Origin of the sequence: Mycolicibacterium novocastrense (assembly GCF_001499835.1) — a bacterium.
Classification (GTDB): Bacteria; Actinomycetota; Actinomycetes; order Mycobacteriales; family Mycobacteriaceae; genus Mycobacterium; species Mycobacterium novocastrense.
On record NZ_LQIH01000045.1, the window covers coordinates 186,847 to 203,559 of the forward strand.

Sequence of the window (16,713 nt, forward strand, 5' to 3'; positions counted from 1 at the left end):
GCTTGAGCAGTTGAACTGCGAATCAAACTTGGGCAGTTGAACTGCGAATCAAACTTGGGCAGTTGAACTGCTAGGCCGCGCAGTCCGAACAGATCATCATGCCGTTCTTCTCGCTGGCCAGACGGCTGCGGTGATGGACGAGGAAGCAACTCGAGCAGGTGAACTCGTCGGCCTGCTTGGGGACCACCCGCACCGACAGTTCTTCACCGGACAGGTCGGCGCCGGGCAATTCGAAGGACTCGGCGGACTCCGACTCGTCGACGTCGACGACCGCGGACTGGGCCTCGTTACGCCGCGCCTTCAACTCTTCGAGCGAATCTTCCGAGACATCATCGGTCTCGGTGCGCCGTGGGGCGTCGTAATCGGTAGCCATCGTGGTCCCCTCCGAATAAACGTTGTGCAGCAGAGCTTTGTACCAGCGTCGAACGCATCCGCCAAACGATTCGTGCCCGGATGGGTACCCGTTGCACTGTGATTTATGTCACATGCGACCTCATCCCGTGCGGGGATGGCAGGAACAGGGGCTTTAGAGTGCAGTCGTGGTCGCGCAAATCACAGAGGGAACCGCGTTCGACGAACACGGTCGCCCCTTCCGGCGGCGGAACTTCCTGCCGGGCATCCTGTTGTTCGTCGCCCTTTCGGTGGTGACGTTGATGGTGTGGGTCATCGCCCTGAATCGCCCCGCCGACGTGCCGGAGGCCGCTATCTGCAATCCGCCACCCGCGCCCAGCGACCCCAATGCGCCCGCCCCGACGCTGGGCGAACAGGTATCGAGTGCCGACATGGTCGACGTGAGCCCCGCCCGCCTCGCCGACACGAAGATCAGGGTGCTCAACGCCAGCGGTCAGGGTGGTCAGGCCGCCGAGGTCGCCAGCGCGTTGAAGGATCTCGGGTTCGCCGAGCCGACCGCGGCGAACGATCCGATCTACTCGACCGCGCGGCTGGAATGCCAGGGCCAGATCCGGTTCGGCGAAGCCGGACGGGCCGCGGCCGCCGCGGTGTGGCTGGTGGCGCCCTGCACCGAACTCTTCCAGGACGAGCGCGGCGACGACAGCGTCGATCTGGCCCTCGGCACCGATTTCACGGAGTTGAGCAGCAGCGACGATATCGAGGCGGTGCTGGCCAGCCTGCGTCCTGACGCCACCCAGGCGGCCGACTCGTCACTGCTGTCGAAGATCCACTCGGGAACCTGCTGAGCCTCGATCACGTCGTTCGGCAGGGTTTCGGGGGTCTACGGCGCGCCCGCGCGGCGCAGCACGTCGTTCAGGGCGGCCGCGACGCCCGGTGCGGCGGCCGTGATGAATCCCGGCCCGCCGGTTGCCCCGCTTCCCCGCGGCAACTGCAGCGTGGCTCCGGCCTCCGCGGCGATCAGCGCTCCGGCCGCCCAATCCCACAGGTGGACGCCGTCCTCGTAGTAGGCGTCGAGTTGACCCGCGGCCACCATGCACAGGTCCAGCGCGCACGATCCGATGCGACGTAGGTCGCGCACCTCGGGCAGGACCCGCGTCAACACCGCGGCCTGCTGCGCCCGCTGTTCGCGGTCGTAGGAGAATCCCGTGCCCAGCAAGGACATTGACAGATCGTCGGCGGCGCTGGTGTGCAGTGGTGCGATGCCTTCGGCGTTGCGCAGATGGGCGCCGTGACCGAGCGCAGCCGAGTACACCGCGCCGGCGGGCACGTTCGCGACCGCACCCGCCACCGATCTCCCGCCGCGCTGCACGGCCACCGACACCGCGTAGGCCTCCAACCCGTAGACGAAGTTGACCGTGCCGTCGATCGGATCGAGTACCCAGGTGAGGTCGTCCCCGTGCGCGGGCGTCCCGCCCTCCTCTTCACCGAGCACATGCTCACCGGGCCGCAGCTCTGCCAGCCTGTCGCGGATCAGCCGCTCGGTCTCGGTGTCCACGACCGTGACGGGGTCGGTGGGCGAGCTCTTGGTCCGCAGCCCCGAATTGTCCGTCGACGAGGCGGGACCGCCGAACACCTCGGCACGGCGCTGCCGCACGAACGCGGCCGCTTCGGTGGCCAGTTGCTCGGCGACCGAGCGCAGCAGAACGGGATCGGCGTCGTTGTCGGGCATACATCCATCGCAGCACGTTCGGTCACCGTTGTCGCCGACTGTCTGTCCGACAGGGCCGCGCAGCCACTTTCGACCCACTAAGGTTGGGGCGCATGACGTGGCTGCGGCACGCCTGCCCGGAGTAGAGGAGCGCTCATGACCGCGACCAATTCACCCGCCGTCGCCCACAGCGTCAACGGCAGCCAGCGGCGCGGATTCGGGATCGACGTCGGCGGCAGCGGCGTCAAGGGCGGCATCGTCGACCTGAACACCGGACAACTGATCGGCGAGCGGTACAAGCTGGCGACCCCGCAGCCCGCGACGCCGGAGGCGGTCAGCAAGACGGTCGCGGCGGTGGTCCGTGAGTTCGGCTGGACCGAGAAGGTGGGCGTCACCTACCCCGGTGTGGTCACCGACGGGATCGTGCGCACCGCGGCCAACGTCGACAAGGGCTGGATCGGCAGCAACGCCGCGGAGTTCTACCGCAACGCGCTCGACGGACAGCCGGTCACGGTTCTCAACGACGCCGACGCGGCCGGACTGGCCGAGGAGAAGTTCGGCGCGGGCCGGGACAACACCGGGGTCATCGTGCTGTTGACCTTCGGCACCGGCATCGGGTCGGCGGTGATCCACAACGGCGTGCTCCTACCCAACACCGAGTTCGGCCACCTCGAGGTCGGCGGCAAGGAAGCCGAGCACCGCGCCGCGTCGTCGGTGAAGGAACGCAAAGGCTGGAGCTACGAGCGCTGGACCGTCGAAGTCACGAAGGTGCTGGTAGCGGTGGAGAACGCGATCTGGCCGGACCTGTTCATCGCCGGCGGCGGCATCAGCCGCAAGGCCCAGAAGTGGATTCCGCTGCTCAAGAACCGCACGCCGGTGGTGGCTGCGGCTCTGCAGAACACCGCGGGCATCGTGGGCGCCGCGATGGCCGCTGAGGTAGACGTCACCGCTACCGCCAAGTAGCCACGCCCGGGACCCGGGATTTGCCGCTGAAGGCGGCGTTATCCCACACTGTCGTTACAATGGTCGACGGCGGCCGCAGCCTGGATAGCGACGATTATCAACCGCCAATATTCGACAGCCGACGCTCATCGATGGGGCACGCCCTGCCCGCGATGAGTAGCACAAGGAAAGGGTGTACGTGGCAGCGACAAAGGCAAGCCCGGCAACCGATGAGCCGGTGAAGCGCACCGCTACCAAAACCGCCCCCGCCAAGAAGACCGCGGCGAAGTCGGCCAACGGGACGGCACCAGCGAAGAAGGCCGCCAAGACCCGCACCACCAAGGCCGCCGCCAAGGCAAGCACCGCAGGCAAGGCACCAGCGAAGGCGTCGAAGGCAGCCAAGGCCGCCGCACCCCGCGGTCGCGCCAAGAAGGCCACCGCGGCTGCGCCCGACACCACAAAAGTCGACGCCGAGGCCGATGACCTCGAGAACGACGACATCGAAGCCGAGCCCGGCGAGGACCTCGCGGTAGAGGAAGCCGACATCGACCTGGAGGATCTCGAGGTCGACGACGAAGCCACCGAGGACACTGCGGAAGCCGCCGAGGGCGACGCGCCCGCCGCGGAAGCCGACGCCGCCACGGAGGACGACGAGATCGCCGAGCCGTCGGAGAAGGACAAGGCATCCGGCGACTTCGTCTGGGACGAAGAGGAATCCGAGGCGCTTCGACAGGCCCGCAAGGACGCCGAACTGACCGCGTCGGCCGACTCGGTGCGCGCCTACCTCAAGCAGATCGGCAAGGTGGCGCTGCTCAACGCCGAAGAAGAAGTCGAGCTCGCCAAGCGGATCGAGGCCGGGTTGTACGCGACCCAGTTGATGGCCGAACTCGCCGAGAAGGGCGAGAAGCTTCCCGCCGCGCAACGCCGCGACATGATGTGGATCTGTCGTGATGGCGACCGCGCGAAAAACCATCTGCTGGAAGCGAACCTGCGTCTGGTGGTGTCGCTGGCCAAGCGCTACACCGGTCGCGGCATGGCGTTCCTCGACCTCATCCAGGAAGGCAACCTGGGTTTGATCCGCGCCGTCGAGAAGTTCGACTACACCAAGGGCTACAAGTTCTCCACCTATGCCACCTGGTGGATCCGCCAGGCGATCACCCGCGCGATGGCCGACCAGGCCCGCACCATTCGCATCCCCGTACACATGGTCGAGGTGATCAACAAGCTCGGCCGCATCCAGCGTGAGCTGCTCCAGGACCTGGGCCGCGAACCCACGCCCGAAGAGCTGGCCAAGGAGATGGACATCACGCCGGAGAAGGTGCTGGAGATCCAGCAGTACGCGCGTGAGCCGATCTCGCTGGACCAGACCATCGGCGACGAGGGCGATTCGCAGCTGGGCGACTTCATCGAGGATTCCGAGGCCGTGGTGGCCGTGGACGCGGTGTCGTTCACGCTGCTGCAGGATCAGCTGCAGTCGGTACTGGAAACGCTGTCCGAGCGTGAAGCGGGCGTGGTGCGGCTGCGGTTCGGGCTCACCGATGGTCAGCCGCGCACTCTCGACGAGATCGGTCAGGTGTACGGCGTGACGCGCGAGCGCATCCGCCAGATCGAATCGAAGACGATGTCAAAGTTGCGCCACCCCAGCCGTTCTCAGGTGCTGCGCGACTACCTCGACTAGGCGACACTCCGGTTGACCTTATGGTCATCGCGTTGAGGATCTTCTGAAGCAGCAGTCGGAGCCGACTGCCCGGAGTAAATGCACGCGGCCTCGGGGTCGGAGCCGAAATCAGCGAAAGGGCAGGTGTTCCTTTATGGAACACCTGCCCTCGCGCACCTTCCTATTTGCCAACCGTCATTCGTCAATCACCTCTTGGCAGGCGGGGCCGCAGTTGGGGTCCATATCGGGGGAAGGACCCGGGAAGGGGACGTACTCGCCCAGAGCCGCGTGGGACGTGGCGGTTTGGGACGGACTCTGCAGCAACTCCGGAACCAGGTTGCCCTGGGCGTGGGTGTCGCCAGCGGCGGGCGGTTCGAGCTTGACACCGGGAATCACGTGGGCGTGGACGACCTGGGAGTCATCAGCGAGCGGCGGCTCGAGCTCGACACCGGGAATCAGGTGACTGTGGACCTCGGTGTTGTCAGCGGCCGGCGGCACCAACGTCACACCCGGAATCAGGTGAGCATGAACCTCGGCGTCACCGCTCGAAGGAGCCGGTGCGGCGTTCTGCTCAGGGGCTGCTGTCTCCGCGTGCTGCGCCGACGGCACGGTCTCGGCGTGCTGCGCCGACGGCGCCGTCTCCGCGTGCTGCGCAGGGGCTGATGTCTCGGCGTGCTGCGCCGACGGTGCCGACTCGGCGTGCTGCCCAGAGGTCGATGTGGAGTTCGTCGCCCCGGAGTGATCGGCAGGTGCTGCGGACGCGGCGCCGGCCACGCCGAGGGCGGCAAGCCCCAGGGCCCCTGCGATCACGGCAGCGGTGGCGAGCTTCTTGATCGCGCCGACGGTGGTGATGGTCGTTGCGGGCTTGGTGGACGGGGTATTGGTCATCGGACTTCCTTTTCTCGGAGCCACAGCGTGTCTGTGGTTGAGATAGAGAATCGGTCGACGTACTCAACGGATTCTCAATGCGCCCGCAGATGCTCGCGACCGCACGAAGACGGGTTCGGCCCGTCACCGGCACACATCGTGACGGCCAAACACCGGGCAAGAAGCGGCGGTGGCGAAACACCTTGTCAGTCAAGGAAATCAGAGCAGCCGATGCTCGGCGGCGATGTGCGTTGACCCCACCATGGACACAGCGCTTACCGCCCTCTGAGGCGCGGCTGTTCCGATAAGCGCCTACAGCGGTGGCGGCGGCGGCCCAACCCTGCTCAGCTCGAACTCGTTGGCGCCGTTGTAGACGTCACCGCATATCCCTGGTTCGTAGTAGGAGCGCACGCCCTTGCCGTTTGCGGCATCCCAGGCGTAATTCATGGGCAGATCGTGCTGCGAGCCGTCCTCGCACGTGATCGCATCGGGTGTTGGGACGTCCCGCATGATCCACCAGCCGACCTGCCAATAGGCGTTCGCGCTCCATCCTGGCGACTTTCGCTCGGCGTCACCCGCGCCGTATTCGGTGACGCGCACGCATTGAAACGCATCGCCTTCACAAGGCGTGACGACCCACGTCGTCGGGCCCCATTCGTAGGCGGCTTCGTAGGTGCCGAGTGCATTCGCCGTGATTTGATCCGTGCCTTTCGCGGGAGCCGCGAATCCCACCGCGACCATGCCTGCCGCGAGGACAGACGCCGCCGCGGTCACCCCCCTGCTTCCCATTGGCACTCCTTCGTGTCCGGCTCGCGTCTTAGGCAGTATGCCTCGCGAAGGACCGCTGCCGACTCGATTTTCAAGCAACACCGCGCGTCGTGCTGTCCGGCGTGATTTCGCGGCGAGTGCGTACAAAGACGACTGTCGGACACGCCGCGCCGCCGTCCAGCCGCTGGGCGGCAAACAAGCGATATCGCCTGTAATGTTCCGCGCCGTGCCGAATAAGCCCGCGAAAGTGCCGCCGATGCCCGTGGTCCGCGTTCTCGACCGACTGCGCGCGACCCTGCAACATGTCCATCGCTCGACGGTGCCCCCGAGCGTCGCAATCCTCGAGATGGCGACCGGCGCATGGACGACACAGACGATGTACGTCGCCGCGAAACTCGGCGTCGCCGACGAACTCGCGAAGGGACGGGCGCGCGCCGCCGACATCGCCGAAAGAGTAGGCGCCGACGCGGACGCCCTGTACCGGCTGATGCGGGCGCTGACGTCCAAGGGCCTGCTCGAGCATCACCGCGACGACACCTTCAGCCTGACGAAAGTCGGTCAAACCTTGCGCGCCGACCACCCGGAGTCGATGCGCGACATGGTCTTGTTCATCGGGCACCCGGCCCGCTGGGAGGACTGGGGCAGCCTGCTGCATTCGGTGCAGACCGGCGAACCCTCGGTCATCAAGCTGCGCGGCATGCCGTACTTCGACTACTTGGAGACCGACCCCGAGCTGGCCCAGGTGTTCAACAAAGCGATGACCGCGACGAGCGGCATCACCAACGAAATCGCGCTCAGTCAATACGATTTCAGCACCTTCAAGCTGATCGTCGACGTCGGAGGCGGGCACGGCCTGCTGCTCTCGACGATTGCGAATCGGGCGCCGGGCGCCCGCGGCATCGTCTACGACCTGCCGTCGGTCGTCACGGGCGCCGCGGCTACGTTCACGGCCGCGGGAGTGGCGGACCGCTGCACGGCCGAAGGCGGTTCATTCCTCGATAAGGTGCCCGAGGGCGGGGACGCCTATGTCATGAAGAACATCATCCACGACTGGGACGACGCCACGTCGCTGACGATCCTGCGCAACATCCGCACCGCGATCGCACCTCACGGCAAGCTGCTCCTATTGGAAATGGTTCTGCCGCAACGGGCTACGCCGTTCATCGGCTTCCAGCTCGATCTGGAGATGCTCGTCACCGTGGGCGGCAGGGAACGTACCCGCGCCGATTACGCCGAACTGCTGCGCAACGCGGGCTTCCGGCTCGACCGCGTCATCGACACCGTCACCCCGATCTCGATCGTGGAAGCCTCGCCCATTTAGGCGCGGCCGTGCAGGTCACCGCTTCTTGTCGCGCACCTTGTACGTCGATGGCCACGATTCGCGCGTCTCGTCGCCGGTCAACGGAATCCCCTTGCTTCCGATCTTGATGTCGTAGGCCTCCTTGCCCGGGCCGACCTCTCGGTTGGCGTGCTCGGTGGCCAGATACATCAACTGGTCGATCTCGGCTTCGGCGAATGCGACGAACGACGTCTTGCGCACGATGTCGTCCGCGCCGGCGGCGATGCGGTCCGGCAGAATCCGCGTCGCGAACGCGGCGCCGGCCAACAACACGATCGGGATCACCCAGTAGCAGATGAACGACAGCGGCGACTCGGTGTCACGGATCGTCGCGTCGCGGTCGGCGATCGGCGGGATCACCGACGACAGCGTCATGCCGCCGAACACCGTCACCCAGATCCACGTCAGCTGCGAGGTGACGCGCGCGAACAGATCGCTCTTGACAACGTGGGGTTGCTGGCCGGCTTCGGCGAACTCCCGCACGAACGGCTTGCCGATCATCGCGCCAGCGAGTGCAACGAGGAAGATGCCTGCGTTGCTCAGTGGCAGCATCCACCGGGCCGAGAACGATTCGTCAAGCGCGAATGTGAGCACCGTCAGGACCAGAAACGTTGCCAGCGCACCGATTTCGAGTATTCGCCCGGGCCCGCCGCGAACCTGCCCCAGCGCGAATGCGGCGAGCGCGACCGCAAGAGCGATCAGCGCCGCGATGGTGAACGAAACGTTGCCGACGAGCACCCAGTAGACGATCCACGGTGCGAGACCTAACAAAATGCCCACGATTTGTAAGTGTACGTAGGCCCCTCCGGCCCGCGGAAGTGCTCTAGTTTGAGGCGAGGCGGGAGCGGCGCGACGTGTTCTTCGGGCCGGGGTCAGGGCGCCAACGGAGCGAACCGGCCCTCGGAATCCGGCACATAGGACGTGACGCGGATCACAGCCCCGATTGGCAAAGGGCCGTAGAGATGTGGGAACTCCATCCCCACGGGATCAGCGGGCACACCGGGTTCCCAGCGAACCGGAGAGGACAGTCGTGCGGCGTCGATGTGGAGCAGCACCAGGTCGGTACGACCGGCGTACAGCCGGTTGGCCGGAAGGTGCACCTGCTCGGGTGTCGACAGATGCACGAAGCCGCTCGCGGTCAACGAAGCGGGGCGATGCTCGCCGCGTGCTTGAGCAGACTTCCATTCGTCTTTGCTACACAGGTGGACCAGTACGGTGGGCGGCGGGCTCATATAGCCAGCCTGCCGCGCCGGCAACTCGAGGTAACGGTGAGACACGACACACCGGTAGAGCCCTTGGGAACAACGCCGAAACCCAAAACGTCTGAGACAGTAGATGCACGCGACAGTACGGAGGTCCGCAATGACGAACGCAACGCTCACCAGTCCCCCATTGACCCGGGCTGACCGCTGCGATCGTTGCGGCGCCGCCGCGCGCGTCCGCGCGAAGCTCCCGTCGGGAGCCGAGTTGCTCTTCTGCCAGCACCACGCCAACGAGCACGAGGCCAAGCTGATCGAGCTGGCGGCCGTGCTCGAAGTCAGCCCGGTGGAGGCATAGCACCCGACACGGCTGATAGCCGCTCTGGGCACGAGCACCTATCGTCAGTAATGCTGGACTGGTCATGAGTGACCAGCCCCGGCCGCTGCCGACGAAGCCGTCGCGCCACCACATTCGCCACATCGTGGGGCGCACGTTGTCCAAGAGCTGGGACGACTCCATCTTCTCGGAGTCCGCGCAGGCAGCGTTCTGGTCGGCATTGTCGCTTCCACCCCTGCTGCTGGGGATGCTCGGCAGCCTGGCCTACATCGCGCCGCTGTTCGGTCCCGACACGCTTCCGATGATCGAGAACCAGATCATCGACACCGCCGCGAGGTTCTTCTCCACGAACGTGGTGAGCGAGATCATCGAGCCGACGGTCCGCGACATCGTCAAGGGCGCTCGCGGTGAAGTGGTCTCGCTGGGGTTTGTGATCTCGCTGTGGGCCGGATCCTCGGCCATCTCGGCGTTCGTGGACTCGATCACCGAGGCCCACGGCCAGACGCCGCTGCGTCACCCGGTCCGTCAGCGGTTCTATGCGCTCGGTCTGTACGTGGTGATGTTGGTCGGTGCGATCCTCGCGGCGCCGTTCATCGCGTTGGGGCCGCGCAAGATCGCCACATACATACCGGACAGCTGGGACCACGTTCTGCGGTTCGGCTACTACCCGGTGCTGGTCCTGGCGCTGATCGTGTCCGTCAACCTGCTCTACCGGGTCTCGCTGCCCAAGCCGCTGCCGTCGCACCGGTTGCTGTTGGGCTCGATCCTGGCCACCGTGGTGTTCTTGTTGGCGACCTTCGGTCTGCGCTTCTACCTGACGTGGATCACCGCAACCGGCTACACCTATGGCGCGTTGGCGACGCCGATCGCCTTCTTGTTGTTCGCGTTCTTCCTCGGGTTCGCGATCATGATCGGCGCCGAACTCAACGCCGCGATTCAGGAGGAGTGGCCGGCGGCCGACACCCACGCCAAGCGCTTCCAGTGGTGGTTGAAGGGAAAAGCCGAGTCACTCAACGGCGTCGTGGCCGAGGAGGCAGCGCCCGCGGCTCCGGTGCCGCCGGCAGGAGCGGCGACCGACCGGGCTACTTCTTGAGCTTCTCGTAGATGCGCTTGCAGTCCGGGCACACCGGCGATCCGGGCTTGGCCGACTTCGTCACCGGGAACACCTCGCCGCACAGCGCGACAACGTGGGTGCCCATGACCGCGCTCTCGGCGATTTTGTCCTTCTTGACATAGTGGAAGAACTTCGGGGTATCGCTGTCAGTCCCGTCGTCGACGCGTTCGTCGGTGTCGGTGCGCTCGATCGTCTGGGTTTGCATGACACCCATTTTGCCCGTAAGAAAACCGACCCGTGCAGCGGAGCCACAATGTGGGACAGTGAAAGTATGAAACAAAGCCCCGAGCTGAGTTTCGACGACGACGGCCGGCCCGTCCTGATCACTCGCGCCGCCCCCGCCTACGAGGAACAGCACCGCCAGCGGGTTCGCAAGTACTTGACGCTCATGTCGTTTCGCATTCCGGCCCTCGTGCTGGCCGCGATCGCATACGGCATCTGGCACAACGGCTTGATTTCGTTGGCGATTCTCGTCGGCTCGATTCCGTTGCCGTGGATCGCCGTGCTGATCGCCAACGACCGCCCGCCGCGGCGTCCGGAAGAGCCGCGTCGCTACGACAACCGCCGTCACTCCCCCGAGGTCTCGACCGCCGAACGGCCGGCGCTCGAGCAGCACACGGTCACACCGCCGCAACCCGACGAGCGTGGCTCGAACGGTGATGTTCCCAGCTGAGACGCTTCTATCCCTTTTCTAAGGACATTCTCAGGTCGGCTCCGAGAAACCGCTGATCAGAAGGTGTGAACCAGCCAATGGCTGGGAACTCTTTGGACCTCGTGGGCGTTGTAGCTCATGACAGTTCGACTTGATCAGGAGGCCGTCATGGCAAATGCCAGCACCATCCGCGTCGACCAGGACCTGGACGCCCAGAGTCCAGCGGCTGACCTCGTACGCGTGTATCTCAATGGTATTGGCAAAACTGCCTTGCTCAACGCCGCCGATGAGGTGGAACTCGCGAAGCGCATCGAGGCCGGGCTATACGCCAAGCACCTGCTCGAGACGCGGAAACGCTTGGGCGAGAACCGCAAACGTGATCTTGCCGCCGTGGTCCGCGACGGTGAAGCCGCGCGGCGCCACCTTCTGGAAGCAAACTTGCGCCTGGTCGTCTCGCTGGCGAAGCGCTACACCGGCCGCGGGATGCCGCTGCTCGACCTGATTCAGGAAGGCAACCTGGGCCTGATCCGGGCCATGGAGAAGTTCGACTACGCCAAGGGCTTCAAGTTCTCGACGTATGCCACGTGGTGGATCCGCCAGGCGATCACCCGCGGCATGGCCGACCAGAGCCGCACGATCCGGCTGCCGGTGCACCTCGTCGAGCAGGTCAACAAGCTGGCTCGGATCAAGCGTGAGATGCACCAGAACCTCGGCCGCGAAGCCACCGATGAGGAACTGGCCGCCGAGTCCGGAATCCCGGTGGAGAAGATCACCGATCTGCTCGAGCACAGCCGCGATCCGGTGAGCCTCGACATGCCGGTGGGCAGCGACGAGGAAGCGCCGCTGGGCGACTTCATCGAGGACGCCGAGGCGATGTCGGCCGAGAACGCTGTGATCTCCGAACTGCTGCACACCGACATCCGGCACGTGCTCGCCACGCTGGACGAACGCGAACAGCAGGTGATCCGCTTGCGGTTCGGCCTCGACGACGGTCAGCCCCGCACCCTCGACCAGATCGGCAAGCTGTTCGGGCTCTCCCGCGAGCGGGTGCGCCAGATCGAGCGCGAGGTCATGGCCAAGCTCCGCAACGGCGAACGTGCCGATCGCCTCCGCTCGTACGCCAGCTGAACCGCCCCGACGACGATCCCCGCCGCTTCGACCGGCGGGGATCGCGTCGTAGCACGGCGTGCCGGTGTCGCAGACGTAACAACGCAGTTCAGGCCCGTCAGCCGGTAGACTCGACCCCTGACGGAGGGTTAGCGCAATGAATGATCTGGTCGACACCACGGAGATGTACCTGCGGACGATCTACGACCTCGAGGAAGAGGGCGTGGTGCCCCTGCGTGCCCGCATCGCAGAACGTCTCGATCAGAGCGGTCCCACCGTTAGTCAGACGGTGTCCCGGATGGAGCGCGACGGGCTGCTGCACGTTGCAGGTGATCGCCACCTCGAGCTGACCGACAAGGGCCGCGCCCTCGCCGTCGCTGTCATGCGCAAGCACCGCCTCGCCGAAAGGCTGCTCGTCGATGTCATCGGCCTGCCCTGGGAGGAAGTGCACGCCGAGGCCTGCCGCTGGGAACACGTGATGAGCGAGGACGTCGAGCGCCGGCTTGTCCAGGTTCTGAACAACCCGACCACCTCGCCGTTCGGGAACCCGATCCCCGGCCTCTCGGAGCTGGGTTTGATCAGCACGTCGTCGGAGGGCGACCGGTTGAACCTCGTTCGGCTGACCGAGTTGCCCGCCGGAATGCCCGTCGCGGTGGTGGTGCGGCAGCTGACCGAGCACGTACAAGGTGACGCCGACCTGATCAGCCGGCTCAAGGATGCCGGTGTGGTGCCCAACGCCCGCGTGACCGTGCAGGCCAACGACCACGGCGGGGTGATGATCGTGATCCCCGGCCACGAACAGGTCGAACTGCCCCACCAGATGGCACACGCCGTCAAGGTCGAGAAGGTCTGACCGCCAGGCCGGTGGAGGCGCTCATCCGGCCCGCCTTCCGAAGGCCTGTTTGGGCGGTAACCGGACTCCCAGCTGGTCGGCCAACCGGTAGCCCGTCGCGGCCAGCTCCCGGATCTGCTCCGGCCGCAGACCCGACTGAAGCGCGGTGTCAAGCATGCGGGCCATCCGATGGGTGTCGTCGCAGCGCAGCGCCGCCTCCAGCGACACCCCAGCCAGCGGACCGTCGCCGCGGGCATAGGCCGAGAACGCCAACAACACCAGCGTTTCGGCCCGCCACGGCTCCGGAAGCCGCCGCGACATCTCCCCCCACAACGATTCGGCGTGTGCGGCGCGTTCACCCACCGCGAGCGCGTACAGCGTGTCGCGCACCTGCAAATCGGTCAGTGCCGCCGCGATCCGCGTCAACGTCTCATCGGGCAGGACGTCGCCCTCGGACACACGCGCGGCCGCCGCGATCACGGCCTCGATCTCCCGGCATGCGTCGGCGTCCGATCGACCGGCCTGCGCATCCTCGATGAGGCCGGCCAACGCTTGGGCGCGGATGGGATCGGTGACCGCGATGACGTCCTGGAGTTCGGTGCGCCGGGCATAGAGCCGGCGCCCGTCCAGCACGGCGGCCATTGCGAGCGGTGACGCCGACGGGTCGTCCACGGTCCCCGATGCGCCGCACCCATCGGCGCAATGCCACCGCCCGCCGGTCGCGATCCGGTCGACGACATGGGCGGCGAGCAGTTCGATCCCCCGGTCGGCCAGGGCCGACGCCAGCATGGCCGCCAGCTCGCGATATTCGTCGTTGCACAGACGACAGCCCGCACCGTCCTCGTCGACGACGACGGCGATCGCCGAGTCCGGTCGCGCCGCCGCGGCGACTTCGGCGATGTGCTCGATCGAATCGGTCAGTTCATCGGAGAGGTCCACCCGCATGACGCATCCCATCGCGCCGCGGTCCACGGTCACGAGCACGAGGGATTTCTCCGGAATGAAGCCGAGAACGGCGGGCAGGGCGGCGATCAGCACCGCCGGACGGTCGAGACGGAAATCGGGTGAAGGTGAGGTCGTCATGGCGCCGACCCTTCCCGTCGACTCGGACGGTCGGCGCCTGTCGGCGGTCGCGCCCCGCGCCGCTGTGGATGAATTCCGGGTTGGGGATGAATTCAGCTTCGGTTGAGTCAGTCGGCGTGCAGAACTCGCCCAACCGGCGTACATCTTGTTGCCATGGCTTCCATGCTCGAGTACGACCTCGTGGTCATCGGTTCGGGACCAGGCGGGCAGAAAGCCGCGATCGCCGCGGCGAAGCTCGGGAAGGCGGTCGCGGTCGTCGAGCGGGGACGCATGCTCGGCGGTGTTTGCGTGAACACCGGGACCATCCCCTCCAAGACGCTGCGGGAGGCGGTCGTCTACCTCACCGGCATGAGCCAGCGCGAGCTGTACGGCGCCAGCTACCGGGTCAAGGAGAAGATCACGCCTGCCGACCTGCTGGCGCGCACGAGCCATGTGATCGGCAAGGAACAGGACGTCGTCCGCTCCCAGTTGATGCGCAACCGCATCGACCTCATCCAGGGCCACGGCAGGTTCATCGACGCGCACACCGTGCTGGTCGAGGAACCCACCCGCGGTGAGCGCACCATGGTCAGCGGCGACTACATCGTGATCGCCACGGGCACCAAACCGGCCCGCCCCGCGGGTGTCGAGTTCGACGAGGAACGCGTGCTCGACTCCGACGGGATCCTCGATCTCAAGTCGCTGCCCTCGTCGATGGTCGTGGTGGGCGCGGGGGTGATCGGCATCGAATATGCCTCGATGTTCGCAGCACTCGGCACGAAGGTCACCGTCGTCGAGAAGCGCGACACAATGTTGGACTTCTGCGACCCCGAGATCGTCGAGTCGTTGAAGTTCCACCTGCGCGACCTCGCCGTGACGTTCCGGTTCGGCGAGGAGGTGACCGCGGTCGACGTCGGGTCCGCAGGCACGGTGACCACACTGGCCAGCGGTAAGCAGATCCCCGCCGAGACGGTCATGTACTCCGCCGGGCGGCAGGGACAGACCGACCACCTCGATCTGGCGAACGCGGGGCTGGAGACCGACAGCCGTGGCCGCATCTTCGTTGACGACCAGTTCCAGACCAAGGTCGACCACATCTACGCCGTCGGCGACGTGATCGGATTTCCGGCACTGGCGGCCACCTCGATGGAACAGGGCCGGCTGGCGGCCTACTACGCGTTCGGGGAGCCGACCCAGGGCATCACCGACATCCAGCCGATCGGTATCTACTCGATCCCGGAGGTCTCCTACGTCGGCGCCACGGAGGTCGAGTTGACCCGCAACGCGATCCCCTACGAAGTCGGGGTGTCGCGGTACCGCGAGTTGGCCAGGGGGCAGATCGCCGGGGATTCGTACGGGATGCTCAAACTGCTGGTGTCGACCGACGATCTGCGCTTGCTCGGCGTGCACATCTTCGGCACCAGCGCGACCGAGATGGTGCACATCGGCCAGGCCGTGATGGGCTGCGGAGGAACCATCGACTATCTGGTCGACGCCGTGTTCAACTACCCCACCTTTTCGGAGGCCTACAAGGTCGCCGCGCTGGACGTGATGAACAAACTGCGGGCGCTCAACCAGTTTCGCGCCTAGCCGACCGGGCCTCCGACCGGGCCTTCGACCGGGCCTGGGCAAACGTTATCGAAGCTTTGCGCATGGGATGCCCGTCAGCGGGAACGCAACGTGCGCGAGACTAGTTGTCACTGTACGAAGACGTTAACGGTCTGGCACCACCGCAAGGAGGCGAGGCTCATGGCTGACAACGCCGGTAATCCGGAACAGCACTACCAGCCGGAACACTCAGGCATGTACGAGTTGGAGTTTCCCGCGCCCCAACTGTCGTCCAAGGACGGCCGGGGTCCGGTGCTCATCCACGCTCTCCAAGGCTTCTCCGACGCCGGGCACGCGATCCGGTTGGCCGCCCAGCATCTGAAGGACACACTGGACACCGAGTTGGTGGCGTCATTCGCGATCGACGAGCTGCTGGACTACCGGTCCCGGCGCCCGTTGATGACGTTCAAAACCGACCATTTCACCCACTACGAGGATCCAGAGCTCAGCCTGTACGCCATGCGCGACAGTGTCGGCACCCCGTTCCTGCTTCTGGCGGGCCTGGAACCGGATCTGCGCTGGGAGCGGTTCATCACCGCGGTCCGGCTCCTGGCCGAACGGCTCGACGTACGCCGCGTCGTGGGGCTGGGCACCATCCCCATGGCGGTGCCGCACACGCGGCCCATCACGATGACTGCGCACTCGAGCGACAAGGAACTCATCGCCGAACACCAACCGTGGATCGGTGAGGTTCAGGTTCCCGCGAGCGCGTCGAACCTGCTGGAATTCCGGATGTCGCAGCACGGGCACGAGGTGGTCGGCTTCACCGTCCACGTCCCGCACTATCTGGCCCAAACCGACTATCCCGCGGCGGCTGAGGCGTTGTTGGCCGAAGTGGCCAGGAACGCTTCTTTGGAGATCCCGCTCGAGGCGCTGGTCACGGCCGGTGCGGAGGTGTTGACCAAGGTCAACGAGCAGGTCGAGCAGAGCCCCGAGGTGGCGCAGGTGGTCGCGGCGCTGGAACGTCAGTACGACGCCTACATGGCGGCCCAGGAGAACCGGTCCCTGCTCGCCAGCGACGAGGACCTGCCCAGCGGCGAGGAGCTCGGCGCCGAGTTCGAGCGGTTCCTGGCCCAGCAGGCCGAGAAGAAGTCGAAGGACCGATTCGACGACGGCGACGACGCCGGATGACGCTGGGTCGCCCGGTCAGTGGGCGACTCGAGGGGCGCG

Annotated in this window: 19 protein-coding genes; 11 read left to right on the forward strand and 8 right to left on the reverse strand. The window is 66.1% G+C overall.

What is annotated here, in order from left to right; translation table 11 throughout:
- Nucleotides 1–70: 70 nt before the first annotated feature.
- A complete protein-coding gene (locus AU072_RS22755; protein ID WP_064350907.1) occupies nt 71–373 on the reverse strand; it encodes a DUF4193 domain-containing protein in 303 nt (100 codons plus the stop codon).
- Between the two features lie 166 nt (nt 374–539).
- Between AU072_RS22755 and cei the strand changes: the two genes are divergently transcribed.
- Nucleotides 540–1,196 carry an envelope integrity protein Cei gene (gene cei, locus AU072_RS22760; protein WP_064415861.1) on the forward strand — a complete coding sequence of 219 codons (657 nt, stop codon included), beginning with the start codon at nt 540–542 and terminating at the stop codon, nt 1,194–1,196.
- A gap of 35 nt (nt 1,197–1,231) precedes the next feature.
- Here cei and AU072_RS22765 read toward each other — a convergent pair whose 3' ends face one another.
- On the reverse strand, nt 1,232–2,080 hold the full coding sequence (locus AU072_RS22765) for an inositol monophosphatase family protein (RefSeq protein WP_064415862.1): 849 nt from the start codon (nt 2,078–2,080) through the stop codon (nt 1,232–1,234).
- A gap of 135 nt (nt 2,081–2,215) precedes the next feature.
- On the opposite strand from AU072_RS22765, the gene ppgK reads away from it, so the two are divergent.
- Nucleotides 2,216–3,022 carry a polyphosphate--glucose phosphotransferase gene (ppgK, locus tag AU072_RS22770; protein WP_064415863.1) on the forward strand — a complete coding sequence of 269 codons (807 nt, stop codon included), beginning with the start codon at nt 2,216–2,218 and terminating at the stop codon, nt 3,020–3,022.
- A gap of 178 nt (nt 3,023–3,200) precedes the next feature.
- On the forward strand, nt 3,201–4,679 hold the full coding sequence (locus tag AU072_RS22775; protein ID WP_082680648.1) for an RNA polymerase sigma factor: 1,479 nt from the start codon (nt 3,201–3,203) through the stop codon (nt 4,677–4,679).
- 174 nt (nt 4,680–4,853) lie between these two features.
- Here AU072_RS22775 and AU072_RS22780 read toward each other — a convergent pair whose 3' ends face one another.
- The gene (locus AU072_RS22780) at nt 4,854–5,546 is read right to left on the reverse strand and encodes a hypothetical protein (protein ID WP_064415865.1); all 693 of its coding nucleotides are present in this window, start codon (nt 5,544–5,546) and stop codon (nt 4,854–4,856) included.
- Between the two features lie 291 nt (nt 5,547–5,837).
- Nucleotides 5,838–6,314: a hypothetical protein gene (locus tag AU072_RS22785; RefSeq protein WP_133147311.1), complete on the reverse strand. Its 477-nt coding sequence runs from the start codon at nt 6,312–6,314 to the stop codon at nt 5,838–5,840.
- A gap of 193 nt (nt 6,315–6,507) precedes the next feature.
- On the opposite strand from AU072_RS22785, the gene AU072_RS22790 reads away from it, so the two are divergent.
- Nucleotides 6,508–7,614: a methyltransferase gene (locus AU072_RS22790; protein WP_064415867.1), complete on the forward strand. Its 1,107-nt coding sequence runs from the start codon at nt 6,508–6,510 to the stop codon at nt 7,612–7,614.
- Nucleotides 7,615–7,629: 15 nt separating this feature from the next.
- Here AU072_RS22790 and AU072_RS22795 read toward each other — a convergent pair whose 3' ends face one another.
- Both AU072_RS22795 and AU072_RS22800 read right to left on the reverse strand, forming a co-directional pair.
- The gene (locus tag AU072_RS22795) at nt 7,630–8,412 is read right to left on the reverse strand and encodes a hypothetical protein (protein ID WP_064415868.1); all 783 of its coding nucleotides are present in this window, start codon (nt 8,410–8,412) and stop codon (nt 7,630–7,632) included.
- Nucleotides 8,413–8,504: 92 nt separating this feature from the next.
- A complete protein-coding gene (locus AU072_RS22800; RefSeq protein ID WP_064415869.1) occupies nt 8,505–8,864 on the reverse strand; it encodes a DUF952 domain-containing protein in 360 nt (119 codons plus the stop codon).
- 130 nt (nt 8,865–8,994) lie between these two features.
- Between AU072_RS22800 and AU072_RS22805 the strand changes: the two genes are divergently transcribed.
- Both AU072_RS22805 and AU072_RS22810 read left to right on the forward strand, forming a co-directional pair.
- The gene (locus AU072_RS22805) at nt 8,995–9,189 is read left to right on the forward strand and encodes a DUF7455 domain-containing protein (RefSeq protein ID WP_064350917.1); all 195 of its coding nucleotides are present in this window, start codon (nt 8,995–8,997) and stop codon (nt 9,187–9,189) included.
- Between the two features lie 64 nt (nt 9,190–9,253).
- Nucleotides 9,254–10,261 (forward strand): YihY/virulence factor BrkB family protein, encoded by a 1,008-nt coding sequence (locus AU072_RS22810; RefSeq protein WP_064415870.1) that lies wholly within the window; start codon nt 9,254–9,256, stop codon nt 10,259–10,261.
- Here AU072_RS22810 and AU072_RS22815 read toward each other — a convergent pair.
- The gene (locus tag AU072_RS22815; RefSeq protein WP_064402851.1) at nt 10,251–10,487 is read right to left on the reverse strand and encodes a DUF3039 domain-containing protein; all 237 of its coding nucleotides are present in this window, start codon (nt 10,485–10,487) and stop codon (nt 10,251–10,253) included. The genes AU072_RS22810 and AU072_RS22815 overlap by 11 nt on opposite strands.
- A gap of 66 nt (nt 10,488–10,553) precedes the next feature.
- Here AU072_RS22815 and AU072_RS22820 point away from each other — a divergent pair, with 66 nt between their 5' ends.
- The 3 genes from AU072_RS22820 to AU072_RS22830 all read left to right on the forward strand — a co-directional run bounded on the left by AU072_RS22820 (nt 10,554) and on the right by AU072_RS22830 (nt 12,894).
- Nucleotides 10,554–10,955, forward strand: coding sequence for a DUF3099 domain-containing protein (locus AU072_RS22820; protein WP_120271052.1), 402 nt, complete (start codon nt 10,554–10,556; stop codon nt 10,953–10,955).
- A 147-nt stretch (nt 10,956–11,102) separates the two neighbouring features.
- Nucleotides 11,103–12,062: a sigma-70 family RNA polymerase sigma factor SigB gene (gene sigB / locus AU072_RS22825; protein WP_064415872.1), complete on the forward strand. Its 960-nt coding sequence runs from the start codon at nt 11,103–11,105 to the stop codon at nt 12,060–12,062.
- Nucleotides 12,063–12,198: 136 nt separating this feature from the next.
- Nucleotides 12,199–12,894 carry an iron-dependent transcriptional repressor DtxR gene (locus AU072_RS22830; protein WP_064415873.1) on the forward strand — a complete coding sequence of 232 codons (696 nt, stop codon included), beginning with the start codon at nt 12,199–12,201 and terminating at the stop codon, nt 12,892–12,894.
- A 21-nt stretch (nt 12,895–12,915) separates the two neighbouring features.
- Here AU072_RS22830 and AU072_RS22835 read toward each other — a convergent pair whose 3' ends face one another.
- Nucleotides 12,916–13,956: a DUF4192 domain-containing protein gene (locus tag AU072_RS22835; RefSeq protein ID WP_064415874.1), complete on the reverse strand. Its 1,041-nt coding sequence runs from the start codon at nt 13,954–13,956 to the stop codon at nt 12,916–12,918.
- Nucleotides 13,957–14,118: 162 nt separating this feature from the next.
- On the opposite strand from AU072_RS22835, the gene sthA reads away from it, so the two are divergent.
- Both sthA and AU072_RS22845 read left to right on the forward strand, forming a co-directional pair.
- The gene (gene sthA / locus AU072_RS22840) at nt 14,119–15,525 is read left to right on the forward strand and encodes a Si-specific NAD(P)(+) transhydrogenase (RefSeq protein ID WP_120271060.1); all 1,407 of its coding nucleotides are present in this window, start codon (nt 14,119–14,121) and stop codon (nt 15,523–15,525) included.
- Between the two features lie 159 nt (nt 15,526–15,684).
- Nucleotides 15,685–16,674 (forward strand): proteasome assembly chaperone family protein, encoded by a 990-nt coding sequence (locus AU072_RS22845; RefSeq protein WP_064415876.1) that lies wholly within the window; start codon nt 15,685–15,687, stop codon nt 16,672–16,674.
- Nucleotides 16,675–16,713 lie beyond the last annotated feature (39 nt).

Excerpts from the sequence above, each read along its gene's own strand:
- AU072_RS22755 (WP_064350907.1), bottom strand. The coding sequence starts at position 373 with ATGGCTACCGATTACGACGCCCCACGGCGCACCGAGACCGATGATGTC.
- AU072_RS22765 (WP_064415862.1), bottom strand. The coding sequence starts at position 2,080 with ATGCCCGACAACGACGCCGATCCCGTTCTGCTGCGCTCGGTCGCCGAG.
- ppgK (WP_064415863.1), top strand. The coding sequence starts at position 2,216 with ATGACCGCGACCAATTCACCCGCCGTCGCCCACAGCGTCAACGGCAGC.
- AU072_RS22780 (WP_064415865.1), bottom strand. The coding sequence starts at position 5,546 with ATGACCAATACCCCGTCCACCAAGCCCGCAACGACCATCACCACCGTC.
- AU072_RS22785 (WP_133147311.1), bottom strand. The coding sequence starts at position 6,314 with ATGGGAAGCAGGGGGGTGACCGCGGCGGCGTCTGTCCTCGCGGCAGGC.
- AU072_RS22790 (WP_064415867.1), top strand. The coding sequence starts at position 6,508 with ATGTTCCGCGCCGTGCCGAATAAGCCCGCGAAAGTGCCGCCGATGCCC.
- AU072_RS22800 (WP_064415869.1), bottom strand. The coding sequence starts at position 8,864 with ATGAGCCCGCCGCCCACCGTACTGGTCCACCTGTGTAGCAAAGACGAA.
- AU072_RS22805 (WP_064350917.1), top strand. The coding sequence starts at position 8,995 with ATGACGAACGCAACGCTCACCAGTCCCCCATTGACCCGGGCTGACCGC.
- AU072_RS22810 (WP_064415870.1), top strand. The coding sequence starts at position 9,254 with ATGAGTGACCAGCCCCGGCCGCTGCCGACGAAGCCGTCGCGCCACCAC.
- AU072_RS22815 (WP_064402851.1), bottom strand. The coding sequence starts at position 10,487 with ATGCAAACCCAGACGATCGAGCGCACCGACACCGACGAACGCGTCGAC.
- AU072_RS22820 (WP_120271052.1), top strand. The coding sequence starts at position 10,554 with ATGAAACAAAGCCCCGAGCTGAGTTTCGACGACGACGGCCGGCCCGTC.
- sigB (WP_064415872.1), top strand. The coding sequence starts at position 11,103 with ATGGCAAATGCCAGCACCATCCGCGTCGACCAGGACCTGGACGCCCAG.
- AU072_RS22830 (WP_064415873.1), top strand. The coding sequence starts at position 12,199 with ATGAATGATCTGGTCGACACCACGGAGATGTACCTGCGGACGATCTAC.
- AU072_RS22835 (WP_064415874.1), bottom strand. The coding sequence starts at position 13,956 with ATGACGACCTCACCTTCACCCGATTTCCGTCTCGACCGTCCGGCGGTG.
- sthA (WP_120271060.1), top strand. The coding sequence starts at position 14,119 with ATGCTCGAGTACGACCTCGTGGTCATCGGTTCGGGACCAGGCGGGCAG.
- AU072_RS22845 (WP_064415876.1), top strand. The coding sequence starts at position 15,685 with ATGGCTGACAACGCCGGTAATCCGGAACAGCACTACCAGCCGGAACAC.